General features: G+C 61.7%; 19 protein-coding genes and 1 riboswitch. Of the genes, 17 read left to right on the forward strand and 2 right to left on the reverse strand.

Features of this window, described 5'->3' with window-relative positions; genetic code table 11:
- The 10 genes from NKJ17_RS13350 to NKJ17_RS13395 form a co-directional block, all read left to right on the forward strand.
- Positions 1-491: TOBE domain-containing protein (locus NKJ17_RS13350; RefSeq protein WP_352688742.1), on the forward strand; the 491-nt coding region annotated here is incomplete at its 5' end.
- Between the two features lie 476 nt (positions 492-967).
- Entirely contained in the window at positions 968-1,282 is a 315-nt protein-coding gene (locus NKJ17_RS34035; protein WP_502904050.1) for a cyclic nucleotide-binding domain-containing protein, read from the forward strand.
- A gap of 59 nt (positions 1,283-1,341) precedes the next feature.
- Entirely contained in the window at positions 1,342-2,886 is a 1,545-nt protein-coding gene (locus NKJ17_RS13360; RefSeq protein WP_352509501.1) for a Fic family protein, read from the forward strand.
- A gap of 166 nt (positions 2,887-3,052) precedes the next feature.
- A riboswitch (TPP riboswitch) is annotated at positions 3,053-3,169 on the forward strand.
- 103 nt (positions 3,170-3,272) lie between these two features.
- Positions 3,273-5,108, forward strand: a complete 1,836-nt coding sequence (gene thiC / locus NKJ17_RS13365; protein WP_352509503.1) for a phosphomethylpyrimidine synthase ThiC — start codon at positions 3,273-3,275, stop codon at positions 5,106-5,108.
- Positions 5,105-6,106, forward strand: coding sequence for a glycine oxidase ThiO (thiO, locus tag NKJ17_RS13370; RefSeq protein WP_352688745.1), 1,002 nt, complete (start codon positions 5,105-5,107; stop codon positions 6,104-6,106). Before thiC ends, thiO begins: the two co-directional genes overlap by 4 nt.
- Positions 6,075-6,272, forward strand: a complete 198-nt coding sequence (gene thiS / locus NKJ17_RS13375; protein WP_254818579.1) for a sulfur carrier protein ThiS — start codon at positions 6,075-6,077, stop codon at positions 6,270-6,272. The genes thiO and thiS overlap by 32 nt, the downstream gene beginning before the upstream one ends.
- 3 nt (positions 6,273-6,275) lie before the next feature.
- The gene (locus tag NKJ17_RS13380; protein WP_352688748.1) at positions 6,276-7,049 is read left to right on the forward strand and encodes a thiazole synthase; all 774 of its coding nucleotides are present in this window, start codon (positions 6,276-6,278) and stop codon (positions 7,047-7,049) included.
- Positions 7,046-7,651 (forward strand): thiamine phosphate synthase, encoded by a 606-nt coding sequence (locus tag NKJ17_RS13385; RefSeq protein WP_352688751.1) that lies wholly within the window; start codon positions 7,046-7,048, stop codon positions 7,649-7,651. Before NKJ17_RS13380 ends, NKJ17_RS13385 begins: the two co-directional genes overlap by 4 nt.
- Positions 7,642-8,403 carry a bifunctional hydroxymethylpyrimidine kinase/phosphomethylpyrimidine kinase gene (thiD, locus tag NKJ17_RS13390; protein WP_352688754.1) on the forward strand — a complete coding sequence of 254 codons (762 nt, stop codon included), beginning with the start codon at positions 7,642-7,644 and terminating at the stop codon, positions 8,401-8,403. Before NKJ17_RS13385 ends, thiD begins: the two co-directional genes overlap by 10 nt.
- A 507-nt stretch (positions 8,404-8,910) precedes the next feature.
- Positions 8,911-9,933 carry a LacI family DNA-binding transcriptional regulator gene (locus NKJ17_RS13395; protein ID WP_352509508.1) on the forward strand — a complete coding sequence of 341 codons (1,023 nt, stop codon included), beginning with the start codon at positions 8,911-8,913 and terminating at the stop codon, positions 9,931-9,933.
- Here the strand turns inward: NKJ17_RS13395 and NKJ17_RS13400 are convergent.
- The gene (locus tag NKJ17_RS13400) at positions 9,893-10,915 is read right to left on the reverse strand and encodes an alpha/beta hydrolase (protein WP_352509509.1); all 1,023 of its coding nucleotides are present in this window, start codon (positions 10,913-10,915) and stop codon (positions 9,893-9,895) included. The genes NKJ17_RS13395 and NKJ17_RS13400 overlap by 41 nt on opposite strands.
- A gap of 14 nt (positions 10,916-10,929) precedes the next feature.
- The gene (locus NKJ17_RS13405) at positions 10,930-12,078 is read right to left on the reverse strand and encodes a Gfo/Idh/MocA family protein (RefSeq protein ID WP_352509510.1); all 1,149 of its coding nucleotides are present in this window, start codon (positions 12,076-12,078) and stop codon (positions 10,930-10,932) included.
- 179 nt (positions 12,079-12,257) lie between these two features.
- Here NKJ17_RS13405 and NKJ17_RS13410 point away from each other — a divergent pair, with 179 nt between their 5' ends.
- From NKJ17_RS13410 to NKJ17_RS13440, 7 genes are all read left to right on the forward strand, one after another.
- Positions 12,258-13,058 (forward strand): beta/alpha barrel domain-containing protein, encoded by an 801-nt coding sequence (locus NKJ17_RS13410; RefSeq protein WP_254818671.1) that lies wholly within the window; start codon positions 12,258-12,260, stop codon positions 13,056-13,058.
- Positions 13,059-13,061: 3 nt separating this feature from the next.
- A complete protein-coding gene (locus tag NKJ17_RS13415; RefSeq protein WP_254818572.1) occupies positions 13,062-14,012 on the forward strand; it encodes a PfkB family carbohydrate kinase in 951 nt (316 codons plus the stop codon).
- Between the two features lie 89 nt (positions 14,013-14,101).
- A complete protein-coding gene (locus tag NKJ17_RS13420) occupies positions 14,102-15,247 on the forward strand; it encodes an ABC transporter ATP-binding protein (RefSeq protein WP_352509511.1) in 1,146 nt (381 codons plus the stop codon).
- Positions 15,248-15,367: 120 nt separating this feature from the next.
- Entirely contained in the window at positions 15,368-16,615 is a 1,248-nt protein-coding gene (locus NKJ17_RS13425) for an ABC transporter substrate-binding protein (RefSeq protein ID WP_352688999.1), read from the forward strand.
- A gap of 137 nt (positions 16,616-16,752) precedes the next feature.
- Positions 16,753-17,649: a carbohydrate ABC transporter permease gene (locus tag NKJ17_RS13430; RefSeq protein ID WP_254818569.1), complete on the forward strand. Its 897-nt coding sequence runs from the start codon at positions 16,753-16,755 to the stop codon at positions 17,647-17,649.
- 5 nt (positions 17,650-17,654) lie between these two features.
- The gene (locus NKJ17_RS13435; protein WP_352509513.1) at positions 17,655-18,497 is read left to right on the forward strand and encodes a carbohydrate ABC transporter permease; all 843 of its coding nucleotides are present in this window, start codon (positions 17,655-17,657) and stop codon (positions 18,495-18,497) included.
- Positions 18,498-18,684: 187 nt separating this feature from the next.
- Positions 18,685-19,506: a sugar phosphate isomerase/epimerase family protein gene (locus NKJ17_RS13440; RefSeq protein ID WP_352688759.1), complete on the forward strand. Its 822-nt coding sequence runs from the start codon at positions 18,685-18,687 to the stop codon at positions 19,504-19,506.

Below are 19,506 nucleotides of genomic sequence, written 5' to 3' on the forward strand. Positions count from 1 at the left end.
ACCAGGAAGAAGCGCTGACGATGAGCGACCGCGTCGGCATTCTGCGAGACGGCAAGCTGGTGCAGGAAGGCCCGCCCGAGGAGATGTACAATCGGCCGAAGAGTGAGTTTGCCGCCACCTTCCTCGGCGATGCCAACATTTTTCGTGGCGAGAGCACAGGCAACGGCATCCGGCTGCCGGACGGCACGGCGATTTTCGCTGGATCTGGCGCCAACCTTGCCCCTGGTGCAAAGGCCAGTTGCGCCGTACGGCCCGAACGGATCCGCATCTTCACCGATGCTGCGGCTTCGGATACGGCCAATGCGAACGTGCTGCGGGGGGAAGTGTCGAAACGCATCTTTGCCGGCAATAGCAGCACCTACTTCGTCGAACGTGGCGGACAGATGCTGAAAGTCATCGTGCAGAACACCGGTGCTGACAAGCTGGCGGAAGGTCAGGATGTCGTGCTGCGTTGGTCGCCGGAAAGCACGGTCTCGATCGTGTCGGGGTAGCAGGCCAAAGATGCACCACTGACCGACTCAGATGGGGAGTGTGGATGGCATGGCTTTTGTGATGGCAAAAAGATTGCAGCATTCCTGGTTGAGGTCGGCGCCTCAATTTCCCTGAGCGATAGGATCGGTCGGTGTATTTGGATGGTGTCAATCCGGCGCCCTCTTCTCTCCCGGATCGTGCATGGTACCCCGAAAACCGTTCTGCATTGCTCCCAACGGCCTGACGATCCTGTGCAGCACTGGGCCAGACCGCTAGCGCCTCTGCGCTAGGTAATTTCCCGTAGGGACATAACCGAATTTCGCGGCCTGCGGATTCGCGCGATTGCCGTGTCACGGACCAACCGGGAAAACAGCCATGCACGCCCAATCGACCTCCAGAATTTCGCTGCCGTCACACTCTTTGCAGTCGAGCCTGCCTGCCCGCGTTCGATCCGACACCGCTACAGCCGGTCAGCTTCTTTCCCTCCGGTTCGGAGATCTATGCCCAAGGTGAAAAGGCCGGAGCCTTCTATCAGGTCGAGTTTGGCGGCGTCCGTATTTACCGCCTGCTTGCGGACGGTCGCAGGCAGATAAGCGTCTTCCATCTGGCGGGAGAGACATTCGGCTTCGAAGCCGACACCACCCATCATTTCTTCGCCGAAGCCATCAATGCCACGGGTGTGCGCGTCATCCGCTTTGCCACTGGTGCAAATATCAGCCGATGGCGGAATTGTTACTTTGTCGACTTCAGCAATGTGTTAGAATCGTTTTTCGGAAAAAGTGGCCTTGTGGCATCAATTTTCATGGAATAGGATCATTTTTCATAGTTTCGGCGGAACTGACCAAAATTCGATAAAAGGATTCGCTTTTCATGCCTGCGGCGCAACAGCACCAATTTTCAGGTCCTGTTACTGTTTTTCAGGAAATCCGCCTTCCTGAAAGGGCCACCCCGGCCGGGTACAGCGCCCTGATAGGAGCCTACAGGCTCGCCGTGCCCTTGCCCCGCACGTTGTTCGCTACTGGCGAGCATCATCGCATTACCGAACGGGATGGCTGGCGGATCATGACTCCCCGCCATGCCCCAAATCCTACCCTCGAAGGTCACCTGACCTTCGCGCTCAAGTACGAGGGACTGGACCTTGCCGTCCTCAAGCGGCTGTTCCAAGTGACCGGTCCCGCGCCGATCGAGGCGCTGGTCCGTGAAAGTCGGACCGGCAGTTATGCCCGCCGCATCTGGTTTTTATATGAATGGCTGAGGGGCGCGCGTATCGATCTGCCGGACGCGGATGCCGGAAGATACGTTCCGGTTGTCGATCCTGAGCTGCAGTGGCCCGGACACGAGAAGACCGCTTCGCGCTACCGTGTAAGGGACAATCTCCCCGGCACGCGTGAGTTCTGCCCTCTGGTGTTCCGCACCAAGATTCTCGAAAAATTCATCGGCCTCGGACTATCGAGGCGCGCGGAGGCAATCGTAGCGGACGTGCCGCGCGACGTCCTTGCTCGGACCGCCGCCTTTCTTTTGCTCAAAGACTCGCGATCAAGTTACGCGATCGAGGGCGAGCGGCCGCCGCAAGATCGCATCCAACGCTGGGGCCGCGCGATCGGCGAAGCCGGCGGCCGGCCAATAGATCGCGATGAGCTGCTGCGTCTGCAAAGAATTGTACTCGGCGACGCCCGTTTCGTCAGACTGGGCTTCCGAAAAGAAGGAGGATTCGTCGGTGGGCATGACCGAGACAACCGCATGCCCCTGCCCGATCACATCAGCGCTCGGCCCGAGGACCTGCCGCAGCTAATTGATGGAATGGTGGCCTTCGATCAAGGCGCGGCGCAAAACCTTGATGCAGTTATAGCCGCCGCAATTCTCGCCTTCGGCTTTGTCTACATCCACCCGTTCGAGGACGGAAACGGCCGCATTCACCGCTACCTAATCCACCACGTTCTTGCCATGCACGGTTTCAATCCGCCGGGAGTGGTCTTTCCCGTCTCAGCGGCGATCCAGGACAAGATCAACGAGTACAGGGGCGTGCTCGAGAGCTATTCGCAACGCCTTCTGCCGTTGGTTGAATGGGAACCGACGCCCGAATTCAACGTCCGGGTTCTGAATGACACCGGTGATTTCTACCGTTTCTTCGATGCAACCCCACACGCCGAATTCCTCTATGCCTGCGTTCAGCGGACGATCGAACGGGACCTTCCGGAGGAAACCGCTTTTTTGCAGCGCTATGACCAATTTCGGCGGCAGGTGGACGCCTCTATCGACATGCCCGAGCGGCTGACGGACCTGCTCTTCCGTTTCCTTCACCAGAATGGTGGCCATCTGTCCAATCGCGCACGCGAAAAGGAATTCGCCGCGCTGACCAATGAGGAGGCAGGGAGAATCGAGGCCATCTACGCGCAAACCTTTGGTGGCAAGTGAAGGCGTAACCTTCACAAGGATCTTCAAGCCCACGGTTGCGATCCTTATCCCGGCCTTCATCACAACTCTTGGTTTGTCGAGTTTTTTCCGCACGGTCTGACCGACCGCCGATCACGGCCTCGGCCCAAATGCGCTTGACAAATCGATGCCGGCCCGTTCAACCTGAGGCATTCACCAGGGGGGTCCCGGCAAGGGGCTGAGATACTGCTGGCTTTCGCGGCGCAGTGACCCGTTGAACCTGATCCAGTTCATACTGGCGTAGGGACGGTGCAAGCGCTTTGCGGGAGTTTACGCCCGAGGTCCTGTTTCGGCAGGTCAACCAAAGCGTCTTTTCATCCTTCCGGCACAGAACTGGGTCTCCAATGCATGAGCAAAGGAGCCTCAAGATGAATGCCCTCACCCCAGCCGTCTCAACGGGACCGCTGCCTGCCTCACGGAAAATTCACAAGCCCGGCACCATCCACCCACAGATTAGGGTGCCGATGCGCGAAGTCTCCGTCCATCCGACGGCCGGCGAGCCGCCCGTCACCGTCTACGATCCGTCCGGCCCCTATACCCACCCGGCTGTCGAAACCAGCATCGAAAAAGGCCTAGCCCGGCTTCGCCACGAATGGATTTTGGCGCGCGGTGATGTCGAGGCCTGTGACGGGCGCCATGTCCGGCCGGAGGACAACGGGTTCGCTACGGGCGAACGCCTGACGCCAGAATTTCCCATTCGCAACCGGCCACTCAGGGCCAGGGCCGGCAAGGCGGTGACACAGCTTGCCTATGCGCGCGCCGGCATCATCACGCCCGAAATGGAGTTCGTCGCCATCCGCGAGAACCTTGGTCGTGAGATCCTGCATGGCAAGCTTGAGCGTGACGGCGAGGCTTTCGGCGCGACGCTGCCCGATTTCGTGACGCCGGAATTCGTCCGAGAGGAGGTGGCGCGCGGACGCGCAATCATTCCCGCCAACATCAACCATCCCGAGAGCGAGCCGATGATCATCGGTCGCAATTTCCTGGTCAAGATCAACGCCAATATCGGTAACTCCGCCGTCACCTCGTCCATGGCCGAAGAGGTCGAAAAGATGGTGTGGGCGATCCGCTGGGGCGCCGATACGGTGATGGACCTGTCGACCGGCCGCAACATCCACAACATCCGCGACTGGATCCTGCGCAACTCGCCGGTGCCGATCGGCACGGTGCCGCTCTACCAGGCGCTCGAGAAGGTTGGCGGCATTGCCGAGGATCTGACCTGGGAGGTCTACCGCGACACGCTGATCGAGCAGGCCGAACAGGGCGTCGACTATTTCACCATCCATGCGGGCGTGCGGCTGCACTACATCCCGCTGACCGTTGACCGGGTCACTGGCATCGTCTCGCGCGGTGGCTCGATCATGGCCAAATGGTGCCTGCATCATCACCGGGAAAGCTTCCTCTACGAACATTTCGCCGAGATCTGCGACATTTGCCGCGGCTATGACGTGTCCTTTTCGCTGGGCGACGGCCTTCGTCCCGGCTCGATCGCCGACGCCAATGACGCAGCACAATTCGCCGAGCTGGAGACGCTCGGCGAGCTGACACAGATCGCCTGGGCGAAGGATTGCCAGGTAATGATCGAAGGCCCCGGCCACGTGCCGATGCACAAGATCAAGGAGAACATGGACAAGCAGCTCGCCGTCTGCGGCGAGGCGCCGTTCTATACGCTTGGGCCGCTGACGACCGACATCGCGCCGGGCTACGACCACATCACCTCCGGCATCGGCGCGGCGATGATCGGTTGGTTCGGCACCGCCATGCTCTGCTACGTCACGCCCAAGGAGCATCTCGGCCTTCCCGATCGCAACGACGTCAAGACGGGCGTCATCACCTACAAGATAGCCGCCCATGCCGCCGACCTGGCAAAAGGTCATCCGGCGGCGAAAGTCAGGGATGATGCCCTTTCCCGCGCGCGCTTCGAATTCCGCTGGGAGGACCAGTTCAACCTGTCGCTCGACCCCGAAACCGCGCGTTCCTTCCACGACGAGACGTTGCCGAAGGAGGCGTACAAGCTGGCGCATTTCTGCTCGATGTGCGGGCCGAAATTCTGCTCGATGCGTATCTCCCACGACATCCGCGCCGAGGCGCAGAAGGAGGGCATGGCGGCGATGGCGGCGAAATACCGCGAGGGCGGCAATCTCTACATACCGGCTGACGAGACCGGCGCACCGGCCATGCCACAGGCGCGTGCGCCATCATGAGGGTGCTGGTCAAAGGGGCCGGCGTTGCCGGCCTCACCGCCGCCTTCGAGCTCGCCGCACGCGGCGCGGCGACCACCGTTGCCGAGACAAGGCCTGCCATCGAGGGCAATGCGTCGTGGTTCGCCGGTGGTATGCTCGCGCCATGGTGCGAGCGTGAAAGCGCCGAGCAGCCGGTGCTGGATCTCGGACGCGACGCCGCCGACTGGTGGGATGCGGTGCTACCGGGTCAGGTGATACGTGCCGGAACGTTGGTCGTGGCCGCGCTGCGTGATACTGGCGAGCTCGACCGGTTCGCCAGCCGCACGTCGGGATATCGGCGGGTCGCCGAAGATGAAATTTCGCTCCTGGAACCCGACCTCGCCGGCCGCTTCTGGCGCGGATTGCTCTTCCCCGATGAGGCTCATCTCGACCCGCGCCAGGCGATGGTAGCACTTCACGACAAGCTCGCGGCCATGGGCGTCGAATTCCGCTTCGGCGCCGACGCCCGGCACTTTTCCGGTTTCGATCGGCAGATCGACTGCACTGGAATCGCAGCAGCCGATGACAGGCTGCGCGGCGTTCGCGGCGAAATGCTGCTCCTGCGCACGCCTGATATCTCGCTGTCGCGCCCGGTCAGGCTGCTGCATCCGCGCTTTCCGCTTTATGCGGTGCCGCGTGCCGACACGCAGTTCATGATCGGCGCGACTATGGTTGAAAGCCAGTCCTCCGGACCGGTGACGGCGCGTTCGATGATGGAACTGCTCGGTGCCGCCTATGCCCTCCACCCGGCTTTTGGCGAGGCCGGGATCGTTGAAACAGGTGTCGGCATCCGTCCAGCCTTTCCCGACAATCTGCCGCGCGTGGAGGCACTTGGAACTGCCGTCGCGATCAATGGACTCTATCGCCATGGTTTTCTTCTCGCCCCTGCCATGGCGCGCCAGGCTGCCGACCTCGTTTTCAATCAAGACGCAACCAAGGAACTTGCTCATGAAACTGATGGTCAACGGCGAAGCGCATGAGGTTGCCGCCGCCACGCTGGCCGAACTGCTTGCCGCGCTCGACTATGAGGGCGATTGGCTGGCGACGGCGGTCAACAGCGACCTCGTGCACAAAGCCAAGCGGGCGGAATTCCAGTTGAGCGACGGCGACCGGATCGAAATCCTCTCGCCCATGCAAGGCGGTTAGACCATGTTAGAGCTTTATGGAACCGAGCTTCCGTCGCGCCTGCTTCTCGGTACCGCTCAATATCCTTCGCCGGCCATCCTTGCCGAGGCCGTCAAGGCGTCGGGAACCTCGGTGGTGACCGTCTCGCTGCGCCGTGAGATGGCAGGCGGCAGGGCTGGCGAAAAATTCTGGTCGTTGATCCGCTCGCTCGGCGTCAGAATCCTGCCCAACACTGCTGGCTGTCACTCCGTCAAGGAAGCGGTCACGACCGCGAAAATGGCGCGCGAGGTCTTCGGCACCAGCTGGATCAAGCTCGAAGTGATCGGCAATCACGACACGCTGCAGCCGGACGTGTTCGGCCTGGTCAAAGCCGCGCGCATCCTGTGCGAGGACGGTTTTGATGTATTCCCTTATACCACCGATGACCTTGTCGTCGCCGAGCGGCTGCTGGAGGCGGGCTGCAAGGTCTTGATGCCATGGTGCGCGCCGATCGGTTCGGCGCTGGGGCCGGTCAACATCACAGCGCTGCGCTCGATGCGCGGCCATTTCCCTGGCGTCCCGCTGATTGTGGATGCGGGGCTGGGACGACCTTCGCACGCGGCCACCGTCATGGAACTTGGCTTTGACGCGGTCCTCCTGAACACGGCGGTCGCCAGGGCGGCTGATCCGGTCGGCATGGCGCGTGCGTTCGGCAAGGCGGTCGACGCCGGCCGTGAGGCTCTCAGTTCGGGAATGCTCGAACCGCGCGACGTCGCCGTGCCATCGACACCGACAATCGGCAGAGCAGTTTTTTCATGACGCTCGATCCCTTCTACCTAATCGTTGACAGCGCTGCCTGGATCGAGCGGTTGGTGCCGCTTGGCGTCAAGCTGGTGCAACTCCGCATCAAGACCATGGATGAGGCCGTGTTGCGCGCGGAGATCCGCAAGGCGAAGGCCTTGTGCGCTCGATACCGGTGCCAGCTCATCATCAATGATTACTTGCGGCTGGCGATCGAGGAAGGCTGCGATTTCGTGCACCTTGGCCAAGAGGATTTGCTGACCGCCGACCTCTCGCGGATACGGGCAGCCGGAGTGAGGCTCGGACTGAGCACTCATGATCATATCGAACTGGAAACGGCGACGGCCGCCGAGCCCGACTATATCGCGCTTGGCCCCATCTACCCGACCATCCTCAAGAAGATGAAATGGGCGCCGCAAGGACTCGAAGCGATCAGCGAGTGGAAGCGCCGGGTGGCGCCGATCCCATTGGTCGCTATCGGGGGCCTCAACCCTGACCGTCTCGACGGTGTTTTCGAGGCTGGCGCGGACAGCGCGGCCGTGGTCACCGACATCACGCTCAACGACGACCCCGAAACGCGCACGCGAGAATGGATCGAAAGGACAGAGAAATGGCGCTGAGGCGAGAAGCGCATGTGCTCCTTGTCAGTGGATCGGACTCCAGCGGTGGGGCTGGAATTGCACGCGATATCGAGACGATCTCCTCCCTTGGTGTGCGCACCTGCCTGGCTGTCACCGCGCTGACGGTGCAAACGCACGAAACCGTCATGGCAGTCCATCCTTCTCAGCCCGGTCTCGTGGCCGATCAGATGCGCGCTGCGCTGCAGGCCAACAATGTGACGGCCATCAAGATCGGCATGCTCGCAACCGCTGAGATCGTGGCTGGCGTTGCCGCCGTGCTGCGCGAAAATCCGCAGGTGCCGGCAGTGCTCGACCCGGTTCTGGTCTCCACTTCAGGTCGAGCGCTACTCGAAACGGACGCCATCGCCGCCATGAAACGTGATCTGATGCCGTTTTGCCGTCTCGTCACACCCAATCTTTTCGAGCTGGCGCTCCTTGTTGGCGCTGAACCGGCGGCGAATGAGAGCGATGTGGTGAGACAGGCACGGAAATTGCTGGCAGCCGGCGCACAGGCCCTGCTGATCAAGGGCGGCCACGCGGCGGGACCCCGATCGACCGATATTCTGTTGCACTTTGATCAAGAACCAATCCGCTTTGACACACCGCGACTTTCCGTATCGATGCGCGGGACGGGCTGCATGCTGGCCAGCGCGATTGCGGCGCATCTGGCGAACGCGAGCCCACTCGAAAACAGCGTGCGCAAAGGCAAGCTGTTTGTGTTCGAGCAGCTTCAGAAGAAGGCAGCCGAATGACCGCGGCATCTCCCGGCCCAGTCAAGCTTAAGTCCGCGTCGCTAGCCGCGAGATTCTCGACGATACGGCTGCCGCTCACATCCTTCGATCATGCGCACGCGCGGTTCGCTGTCGAGAGTGACGCCAGACTCCTCCGGGGCGAGTAAGTTCGTTCGCTGGCGCAGATCGATAGTGCCAATATAGAAAACAATCGTCGCACATGACGGTCGCACCTCGATACGGCTTGATCTGAGCGACGGTCGAGGGCGCTCAAAGCCGCGAGGCCTCGTTTCCGGCCTAAACTCCAATCCACCGCGCCGCTCGCGCGTGCAACGTCCCCGATGTAAATACGGCTCGGTATTTTTCACGTCAATTAATAAATTTACGCATGCAATAATTTTTGTCCACGCGTTGATAATTTGCAAAGCGTCCTGTAAAATTTCAACTTGCAGTCGCGCGCCGGCTCACCGTAGGGAATCATCGGGGACAACGCATGGACCAGGCCGAAATCCATGCTGCGAGGTTTGAATGGCGATGACGCACAAGACGATGGAGGATTTCGCCCGTTCGTGCGGCGTGTCCCGGCCCACGCTCTCCAAGTATTTCGACGATCCGACCAGCGTCAAGCCGGCGACGCGCAAGCGCATCGAGGAAGCGCTGCGCTCGTCCGATTACCAGCCTAATCTGTTTGCGCGGAACCTCAACCGCAAGCGCACGCGCAGCATTGGCATTGTCGTGCCGACTGTGACCGATCCGTTCTATTCGGAGATGGTCAGCCGCATCGAGCTTCGGCTGCGCGACGAAGGCTACTGGCCGATCGTCATCTCCTCGCACGGCTCGACCGAACTCGAAGTCGAGGCGACGCGGACCATCCTGTCGCTCAAGGTCTCGGGCGCGCTCGTCGCGCCGCTCGGGCGGCGCTCCGACCATCGGACGCTCGAGAAGCTGACGCAGGCGATCCCGATCGTCTATTTCGACACTTACCTCGAGGGCAACACGCCCTTCGTCGGCAACAACAACACGCAGAGCGTCGCGACCGTCGTCGACTATCTCTGCCGCTCGGGCGACGCGCCGGTTTATTTCGACATCCCGCACGTCAACCACAATTCACCCGAACGGCTGAGCAGCTATGTCGCCTCGATGAAGCGGCTCGGGCATGAGCCCATCGTGATCGGCAACACCAAGGACTACACTTGGGATTTCGAGCGCATCGGCTACGAGCAGACGGAAAGAATGCTTAGCAATGGCGACCTGCCGGGCAAGACCATCCTGTGCAACAATGACCGTCTGGCCTTCGGCCTGATGGCCGCAGCCTTTGCCCGGGGACTCAAGATCGGCCGCAAGCCCGACTGCGACCTGCGCGTCGCCGCGCATGACGACCATCCGCTTAGCCGCTACGCATGCCCAGGCCTCACCACCATGGCACAGGACTTCGCGTCGATGGCCGGCCGCAGCGTCGAGACGCTGCTTGCCCTGCTCAATGAAGACGAGACGGCGGTCGCGCCCAAGGTCAAACTCGACGCGACGCTAGTGATGCGTCAGTCGGCTTGATCTTCGCGAAAGCGCGATCGAAGCCTTGCCATGCGGCAACCGCCGCCTCGACCGCCTGCCGTGATGCCGGCCCCTGACGGCCCATCGAGACGAAGCCGTGGATCTGGCCCGGCCAGCGCCTGAGCACGACCGGCACACCGGCGTCCTGTAGGCGCCCGGCATAGGCTTCGCCCTCGTCGGCGAGGATGTCATGACCGGCGATGGCGATGAAGGCGGGCGCCACTCCCACAAGGCTTTCGGCTTTGAGCGGCGAGACGCGCCAATCGCCGACATCGGCGGCGTCGCGGACATAGTGGTCGCGGAACCAGGCCATGGTCGTGGCGGTCAGGCCAAAACCTTCGGCAAAACGACGATAGCTGTCCGCCGTCTGCGCGGCATAGGTGTTGGGGTAGAGCAGCAGTTGCGCCGTCAGCGGATGTTTGTCCCCACGCGCAATGAGGCTGAGCACAGTGGCCAGATTGCCGCCGGCGCTGTCGCCTGCGACGGCGATGCGTTTCGGGTTGATGCCGAGATCGGCGGCATGATCCTGCATGAAGGACAGCACGGCGCGGCAGTCTTCCACCGCGGCCGGAAACTTGTGCTCCGGCGCCAGCCGGTAATCCGGCGACACGACGACGCAAGCCGCGACATTGGCGAACCAGCGGCAGATCTCGTCATGCGATTCGAGATTGCCGATTACCCAGCCGCCGCCATGCAGATAGAGCAGCGCCGGAGCATCCGCATTAGGCGCGCCCTGCCCGCGATAGATCCTCAGCGTCAGCGGCCCACCGGGTCCGGCGATTGTGCGCTCGGTGACTGAGCCCACCGGCTCGCGACCGCCTTGTAGATCGGGAAGACCGTCTACATAGGCACGGCGCGCCTGTTCCGGCGTGCCAGCCTCGAAGGGCGGCCTGTTCGCCCGGCGGCCGAGATCGAGAACATGTCGCGCCTGCCGGTCGAGCGCGGACGGGGACGGCGTTGCCATCAGTGGCGTTGTCGTCATCGGCGGACCTCCCGTCAGGCCAGCAGGCTCGCCGCTTCGTCCTCGCCGAGCAGCGGCGGCTGGTCGACCGTGCCGTTGACGGCAACCGAGCCGCGGCTTTCGCCCGAGGCCAGGATGGCTTCCATGATCTCAAGTACATGCAGCGCCAATTCACCGGACGCGCGGGGCTTGCGTCCCTCGACCAACGCTCGCGCCAGATCGGCGACGCCGAGCATGCGGTAGTTGGCACGGTCGGGCGCCGCATAGGGCCAGTTGCGCGCGCCGTAGAGTTGGCTCTCACTCTCGTGATCTTTCCAGTCGGCGCCGCGCGCCGAGAGCGAAACGGTGCCGCCGAAGGTGTCGGGATCGGGCAGCCCCAGCGAGCCCTCGGTGCCGTGCAGTTCGATCGGATGGTTGGAGTGTTTGAAGACGTCCCAGGAGGCGCCGAAGGTGACCGTGGCGCCGGAGCGGAATTCGAGCAGCGACACGATGTTGGTCGGTGTGCCGACCTTGAAGGTGGTGTTCTTGTAAGGCCCGTCGGCGGTGATCAGACGCTCCTCCTGGCCGCGCGTCGCCATCGCCATGACGCGGGCGACCGGGCCCAGCAGGTTGACCAGCATGGTCAGATAGTAAGGACCCATGTCGAAGACCGGGCCACCGCCAGGCTGGTAGTAGAATTGCGGGTTGGGATGCCAGTGCTCCATGCCGCGCCCCATCATGAAAGCGGTGCCGGTCACGGCGCGGCCGATCGCGCCCTCATCTATCAGCCGGCGCGCCCGCCGTCCGGCGGCGCCGAGGAAGGTGTCGGGGGCCGACCCGAGCAGCAGCCCGCGCTTTGCTGCCTCCGCCACCAGCCGGCGGCCATCGGCGACGGACGTCGCCAGCGGCTTTTCGGTGAAGACGTGCTTGCCCGCTGAAAGCGCCGAAAGCGAAATGTCCAAATGCGCCGCCGGTATCGTCAAATTGAGGACAAGGTCGATGTCCGGATCGGCCAGCAGCGCGTCGACCCCGAGCGCGCGGATGCCATATTCCTTGGCACGGAGCGCCGCCATGTCGGCTGAAATGTCGGCACAGGCGCGCAACTCGACCCCGCCGAACAGGCCCGCATTGCGCAGATAGGTCATCGAGATGTTGCCGCATCCGATGATGCCGATGCCGAGCTTTGTCTTTGATGTCCCGTGCATTTCAGATCTACCTCCCCAAGCGGTCATGGCCTGGCTGCACTCTTGCGCCAGCAATGGATCACAGTCGAAAGCCGCTATACAACATTTTAATTCTTGACGCGCGTAAAATTTTTATAGAGCATATGAAAATGATGGCGCAGCAGGATTTTGAAAACAAACGATTGGGGAATTTTGAACTCATGAGCCTAGGAACCAAGGTGCGTCTTGCGCGCCTCTTCTCGCATCCATCGGGGAACCTTTTTGGCGGCGCGGTCGACCACTTCGTCGGTTATGGCGACGTGCGCAAAGGCGGACTTGCCGACCTGCCGGGTGCGCTTGCCCGCGTCATGGCGGGCAAACCCGACTACGTCAGCATCCAGCCTGGCACCGCGCGCCATCTGTGGCCGCAATATGCGGGCAAGGCTTCCCTGGTGATTCAGGCGGGCTGCTTCACTCCGGACGATCGCATCAGCGAGTTGATAGCAACACCCGAGGATGCGGTGCGCGCGGGGGCCGATGCGTTGGCCGTGGCCATTCCGGTGCGCGGCGCGACCGAGGGCAAATACATACGCTGGCTGACCGATTCGGTGAATGCAGCGGCCCGCTACGGCATGCCTGTGGTCGCGCATATCTACCCTCGCGATTTCACCGACGGGGCAACGATAGTCTTCACCCCCGACGAGATCGCCTACGCGGCGCGCATCGGCTACGAATCCGGCGTCGACGTGATCAAGATCGGCTACACGGGCGATTTCGAGTCGTTCCGAGAGACCGTCCGGACCTGCCCGGTGCCGGTTGTGATCGCGGGTGGTCCGAAAACCGATACGCTGCTCGGCGCGCTTAAGCAGACGGCGGACGCCATCCGTGCCGGCGCACGCGGTGCCGTGGTAGGCCGCAATCTCTGGGGACATGGCGATCCGGAGAAGGCTGCGCTTGCCTTTCGGGGCGTCATCCATGACGGCCTTTCGGCGCAAGACGCCCTGGCGAAGGCGGGTGCCTGAACGATGCCCACCGTCCCTTCAATCCTCGGCTTCGGCGCTATTGCGATCGACGACATCGTCTATGTCGATCAGCCGTTGTCGGCGGGCAAGGGGAAGGTTCTGCATAGTACCCGGTCTTTCGGGGGAAATGTCGCGACGGCGCTAGCCGCCGTCGCGCGGCTCGGCGGAAGCGCCGGGTTCGTCGGATGGCTGGGCAGCGCCGCTGACGACGCCGTGCTGCGCGATCTCGTTGCGAGCGGTGTTGAAACCGAATTCGCGCCGCGCCACCCGGACGCGCGCCCGGTGCGCTCGCGCATTACCGTCGGCTCGGACGGGGAACGGTTCATCGCGTATGACGACGACGCGATGCTGGGCACCGCGTCGGACTTCCCGGACGAGGTCCTCAGCCGCGCGACTGTCCTGATCGTCGATAGCTACGCGATCCGGTCGCTGGATGTCGTTGCTCGGGCTCGCGATCTCGGCCTTGCGATCCTCGGCGATATCGAATGGAGCTGCGGCCCAGCCACGGAGCGGCTGATCGCGCTCTGCGACCATCTCATTCTTCCCCTCGGCTTTGGGCGGACTGCCACAGGGCGCCGATCGCCCGCCGAGATGCTCGATGCATTGTGGTCGCCGTCGCGGTCCGCCGTGGTTCTGACCGATGGCGACAGGGGCGTGTACTATCGCGGGCGTCAAGAGACAGGTCTCTGGCATCTGCCCCCGCACCGGGTTGTGGTCGTCGACTCGACCGGCGCGGGTGACTGCTTTCATGGCGCCTACGCGCATGCGTTGATGCGCGGAGCCGACACCGCAGGCCGGGTGGCATTCGCGGCCGCGGCGGCGGCCCTCTCGATAACGGGACGTGGCGGGCGCGAGGCGCTTCCGACCGACGACCAGGTCACGGAACTCCTGGCATCGACGAACGCGCCGTCAGCAGTCGAACTAAAAAATGCGTATGTCGATACTGGAACGTAGCCTGAAACTATCCGAGGAAACATTTCGCCGGTGAACATAGGCCGAGGAAATTATAAGAATCATTGGCTTATGCTTGTGGAGGGAGGAAGATGGCAGAAGTCATTCTTGAGAAGATCTGCAAAACCTACGGGAACAATTTTCGCGCAATCGACCAATTGAACCTATCGGTCGAGGACGGCGAGTTCTTGATTCTCGTCGGGCCGTCCGGCTGCGGCAAATCCACCGCGTTGCGAATGATCGCGGGATTGGAGGACATCACCAGCGGCAGCCTTCGGATCGGCGGAGTCGACGTCGTCGACATGCCGCCCAAGGACCGCGACATCGCGATGGTCTTCCAGAGCTACGCGCTCTACCCGCACATGACGGTGTTCGAAAACATCGCCTTTTCGATGCGGCTGGCAGGCAAGCCGAAGGCCGAGCGCAAGAAGCGCGTCGACGAGATCGCCAAAACCCTTCAGTTGACGTCTTTGCTGGACAGCAAACCCGCGAACCTGTCAGGCGGACAGCGTCAACGGGTTGCCATGGGCCGCGCCATGGTGCGCGAGCCGGCCGCCTTTCTCATGGACGAACCGCTTTCCAACCTGGATGCAAAACTGCGCGTGCAAATGCGTGCCGAAATCACCAGCCTGCAAAAGCAACTCGGCGTCACGACCATATACGTGACCCACGACCAAATCGAAGCGATGACGATGGGCGACAGGGTCGCGGTGTTGAAAGGTGGCGTGCTGCAGCAGGTCGACACACCCAAGAGACTCTATGAATCGCCGGTGAACGCCTTCGTTGCCGGCTTCATCGGCTCTCCTTCGATGAACCTTTTCGAAGCGACCCTGAAGGGCAGCGAGCTCGTTTTTCGCGACTTCGCCATCCGGCTGCAGGATGCAGCCTTCGTACGCAGGCCGGGCTTGCGGTCCTATGCGGGGCGCAAGATCGTGTTCGGGATACGACCGGAGGATCTTTATGACAGCAGCCTCGAATCCGGCCGCAAGTATCAGACTATACCCGCAAAGGTGACTTCGATCGAAGAGCTCGGCTCTGAACATATCGTCCACCTGAACATCGACGCGGTCCGGGTGGACTCCGGCGATCCGGACGCGGTGGACGATTTTGGCCTGGCATCGAACGCGGTGGCGAGATTCGAGCCGGCCAGCGTCGTCCACTCCGGCTCGGAGATCCGGTTGGCCCTGGATGATTCCAAGTTCCATTTCTTCGATCCCGAGACGCATCTGGTGATCTGAAGATCTGCGGCAGACCGCAGGCGGGAGCGAGGCGCCTGCGAAAGATACTCGCAAGAAGGTTTCTGAATAAACCAGATGATCGACCGCATTGTGCGGTCGATCTTGAAGAAGGAGGAGAAAATGATGTTTCGGATACAACCCGCGATGCTGAAGGTAGCCGCGGCCGCATGGTTGCTTGGCGCAACCAGCGCCATGGCGGACACGACCCTAGAATTCACCCAGTGGTGGGAGCCCGAATTGCCGGCCGGCTCGCTCAGGGCAATCATGAATGACTTCGAGGCTGCAAACCCCGGAATCAAGGTGACGCTGGTCAGCGGCCCCTATGCGACCACGCGAGACCAGATCTCGGTTGGTGCTGCAACTGGAACGCTTAGCGACGTCGTCGGTCTCGACGGCGCCTGGGTGAACAATCTGAACGCGCAGAATGCGCTGGCCGACATGAACCCGATGATGAATGCGAGCGGGTTCGACAAGACCCAGGTCGCGGATATCATCAAGGTGGACGGTAAGGCGGTGATGTTTCCCGTGGCTTCGTTCGTCTATCCGGTTTTCGTGAATTTGGACCTCGCCGCCCAGGCAGGCGTGACCAAGCTGCCGTCGACCCGCGCGGAGTTTCTCGAAGCCGCCAAGAAGATGACCCATGCCGACAATAACCAGTATGGCTGGGTGCTACCCCTGTCGCTGCAAACGCCGTCCGGTGTCCAGAACGACATGATGTCGTGGGTCTGGGCATCGGGTCAATCGATGATGGCGGACGGCAAGCCGGCTCTCGAGGGCAAGCCGGTGGTGGATATGCTCACCTTCGTCAAATCGCTGAACGACGCCGGCGTCATCTCGCCCGGCATCGCCACCAAGACCGAACAGGAAAAGGTCGAGGAATTCGTCAACGATCGGGTCGGGATGATGATCGACTCGCTTGCGCACGTGAACCTCATTCGCAAACGCAATCCCAAACTGAACTTCGATCTCATCCCGGTCCCGGTCGTGGAGAACTACAACGGCAAGCGCGGCCTTCCCTACGCCTCCTGGGGCATAGGCATCTCTGCCGCCTCGAAACATCAGGAGGAAGCCTGGAAGCTCGTCCAATATCTGATGGGTGAAAAGGTGAACGCCAAGCTCGTGTCGCTGGCAAACGCCTTCCCCGGCAACGTCAACGCCAAGCCCGATTTCGTGACCTCCGACAAGGCTTTCGGCAAGGCTTTCGAAATCTTCAAGACCGGTTATCTTGCCAATGAGTTCACAGGCCTGCCGGTGGCGGAAGACCTGATGACCCAGTTCGACGTGGAGGCCCAGAAGATGCTCACCGGCGAGCAGTCTCCGGAACAAGCCGCGGCCAACGCTCAAAAGGGCTGGATGGCGAAATTCTGATCGGCCTGTTTCCTCGTTTTCGATCCTCGACCGGGGGCCTGACTTCGGGCAGGCCTCCCGGCAACAACGGATCGGCAAGGTGAGACGGACCTGTTTCCGAAGCCCCTTCTCTTGAAGGCGTATCCCAAGGTTGTCATATGACCCGGCAGAAGCGCTCTCGCCATAGACTGAAACGAGCGGTCGCACCCTATCTCTACCTGTCGCCTTCGCTCCTCATAATCGGCCTGCTGATGCTGCTGCCGATGGTGACGGTGATTGGCTATTCGTTCCAGAACAGCGCAGTGCTGCGTCGCGACCCGTCCTTTGCCGGACTGAAACACTACCAGGCGATCTTTAACGATCCCGTGTTCTGGGCTTCGCTGTGGCATACGCTCTACTTCACATGCATGAGTGTGGTTTTCCACATGACCATCGGCATGATCTTCGCGCTCATGCTGAACAGCGACCGCATCAATCCCACGCTGCGCAATATCCTGCGCGTGCTCTACATTCTGCCCTGGCTGTTCACCGCGGTGATTATCGCCGTGATCTGGCGCCTGCTGCTCGAGCCGAATGGTGTCGTCAACAGCGTTCTCATGCAGATGGGCATCATCGGTTCCAAAGTCGAGTGGTTTTCCTCGCCTGAGACCGCGCTGCACGCCGTCACCTTCGCCAATATCTGGGCGGGCTATCCGCTCTTCATGGTCAGCCTGCTCGCGGGTTTGCAGGGCATTCCCAAGGATTTCTACGAGGCCGCCGATATAGACGGGGCAAAAGCCTACCAGAAGCTGATCTTCATCACCATCCCGCAGCTGATGCCGATCATCATCAGCATCTCGCTGCTGGATTTCATCTGGACCATGCAGGTCTTTCCATTGATCTGGATAACGACGGGCGGCGGTCCGATCTACTCGACCGAGGTCCTCAGCACCTACACGTACAAGCTGGCGTTTTCGAGCTACAACCTGTCGCAGGCATCTGCAAGCGCCGTGGTCATCCTGCTGATCTCTCTCGGCCTGACGCTGTTCTACATCCGCTATCAAAAGGCTCGGTAGTCACCATGAGGAAAAGGCACTCGCCGAAAGACAAGCTGATCACCGCCGCGCTCCATGTCGCGCTTGCCGCAGGGCTCTTTTTCGCGGCCTTCCCGATCTACTGGATGCTGAGCAGCTCGTTCAAGTCGAATACCGAAATCTTTGCCCTGCCACCAACCGTCCTGCCGAAGGCCTTCACGCTGGAAGCGTATGCGGCCATCCTTGGCGACCCGGTAAAGCTGCGCTTCTTCTTCAACAGCTACTTCGTGGCCGGAGCGGTGACAGTGTTGACGGTGCTGATCGCCTTGCTGGCGGCCTATGGGTTCAGCCGTTTCAATTTCCGCGGCAAGGGCAGCCTCAACACGCTCATCATCAGCACGCAGACGATCCCGCCGATCACGCTTTTGATCCCCTTCTTCGGGCTTGTCGTCTCGTATGGCATCTTCGACACCTACGTCGCACTGATCCTGACTTACCTGGTGTTTACGCTGCCCTACGCGATCCTGCTGATGACGGGATATCTGAACACCTTGCCCCGCGATCTCGATGAAGCGGTGGCTGTCGACGGCGGCAGCAGCTGGACGGCACTCTGGCGGGTGATCGTCCCGATTTCACTGCCTGGTATCGTGGCGACGTCGGTCTACACCTTCCTGTTGTGCTGGAACGAATTTCTGTTTGCGCTGACGCTGACGAAGTCAGCGTCCATGCGCACCGTCCCGATCGGCATCCAGCTGTTGATGGGGCAGCACGCCTTCGAATGGAACCAGATGATGGCGATGAGCGTGCTCGGCTCGCTACCGCTCTTGCTCATCTACCTCGTTGCCCAGAGATTCTTCCTCGCCGGCATGACCGCGGGCTCGGTCAAGTAGCATGTCCCTCCCACGGAGAACTGATGGAGTAGGCCGCGCATCGAAATCGATGGATTGGACCTTCTCTGCTGACAGCCGATATTGCCGCGGCCTCGGGCGTCGTCACAGCGCCGCTGATCGTGCCGATGCTGTTCTTACAGCGCCACATCATCGAAGGCCTACGCAGGTAGAATCAAGGAATGAAAGGATGAACGTGAAAGACCTCAAAGTCGGCTGCCAGACCTTCACCTGGGAAATGCTCGGAGACCGCTTTGCCGGCGGCCCCGACGACCTGCTCAAAGCGATCGCCGATGGCGGCTATGCCGGTATCGAGATCACCGACACGATGATCGGCCGCTATGCCGGCAAGCCGGCGGAGTTCGCTGCGGCGCTGAAGAGATCCAGCCTGACGCTGGTCTCCTTCGCCTTCGGTTCGGACAGCGGCTTCACACTCAAGGAGAAGATCGGCGCCGACCTCGAGACCGCCAAGCGCTGGATCGATTTCGCCGCCGCCTTTCCGGGCGCGATGGTGTCCATGGGCTCGGCCACCGTCGTGTCGGACGGTCCGCGCGACGACAAGTTCGCCATTGCGGCCGAGGTCTACAACAAGGCTGGTGAACTCGGCCGCAAGGCCGGCGTCCAGGTCGCGGTGCATCCGAGCTCGCACCACAACACGCGGCTCTACGATCGCGCCGATTACGACCGCATCTTCGGGCTGCTCGATGCCTCGCTGGTCGGCTGGGTGCCGGACACCGGCCACATCCTGCGCGGCCACAGGGACATGGCCGACACGCTCACCACCTATCGCAATCGCATCTGCTACGTGCACCTTAAGGATGTCGATGCGAGCGGCACCTGGGCGATGCTCGGCAAGGGCGTCTGCGACACGGCGAAGGTGATCGAGATCGCCAGTGCGGCACCCAACTTCAATGGCTGGCTGGTGCTGGAGGAAGAGTCCGAGACCGCCGCCGCCGATCCGGCCGGCGCGGTCAAGACCAACCGCCAGACCATGCGCGGCTACGGAGCCTGA

The sequence above is a fragment of the Mesorhizobium sp. M0208 genome (genome assembly GCF_040322015.1).
Lineage (GTDB): Bacteria > Pseudomonadota > Alphaproteobacteria > Rhizobiales > Rhizobiaceae > Mesorhizobium.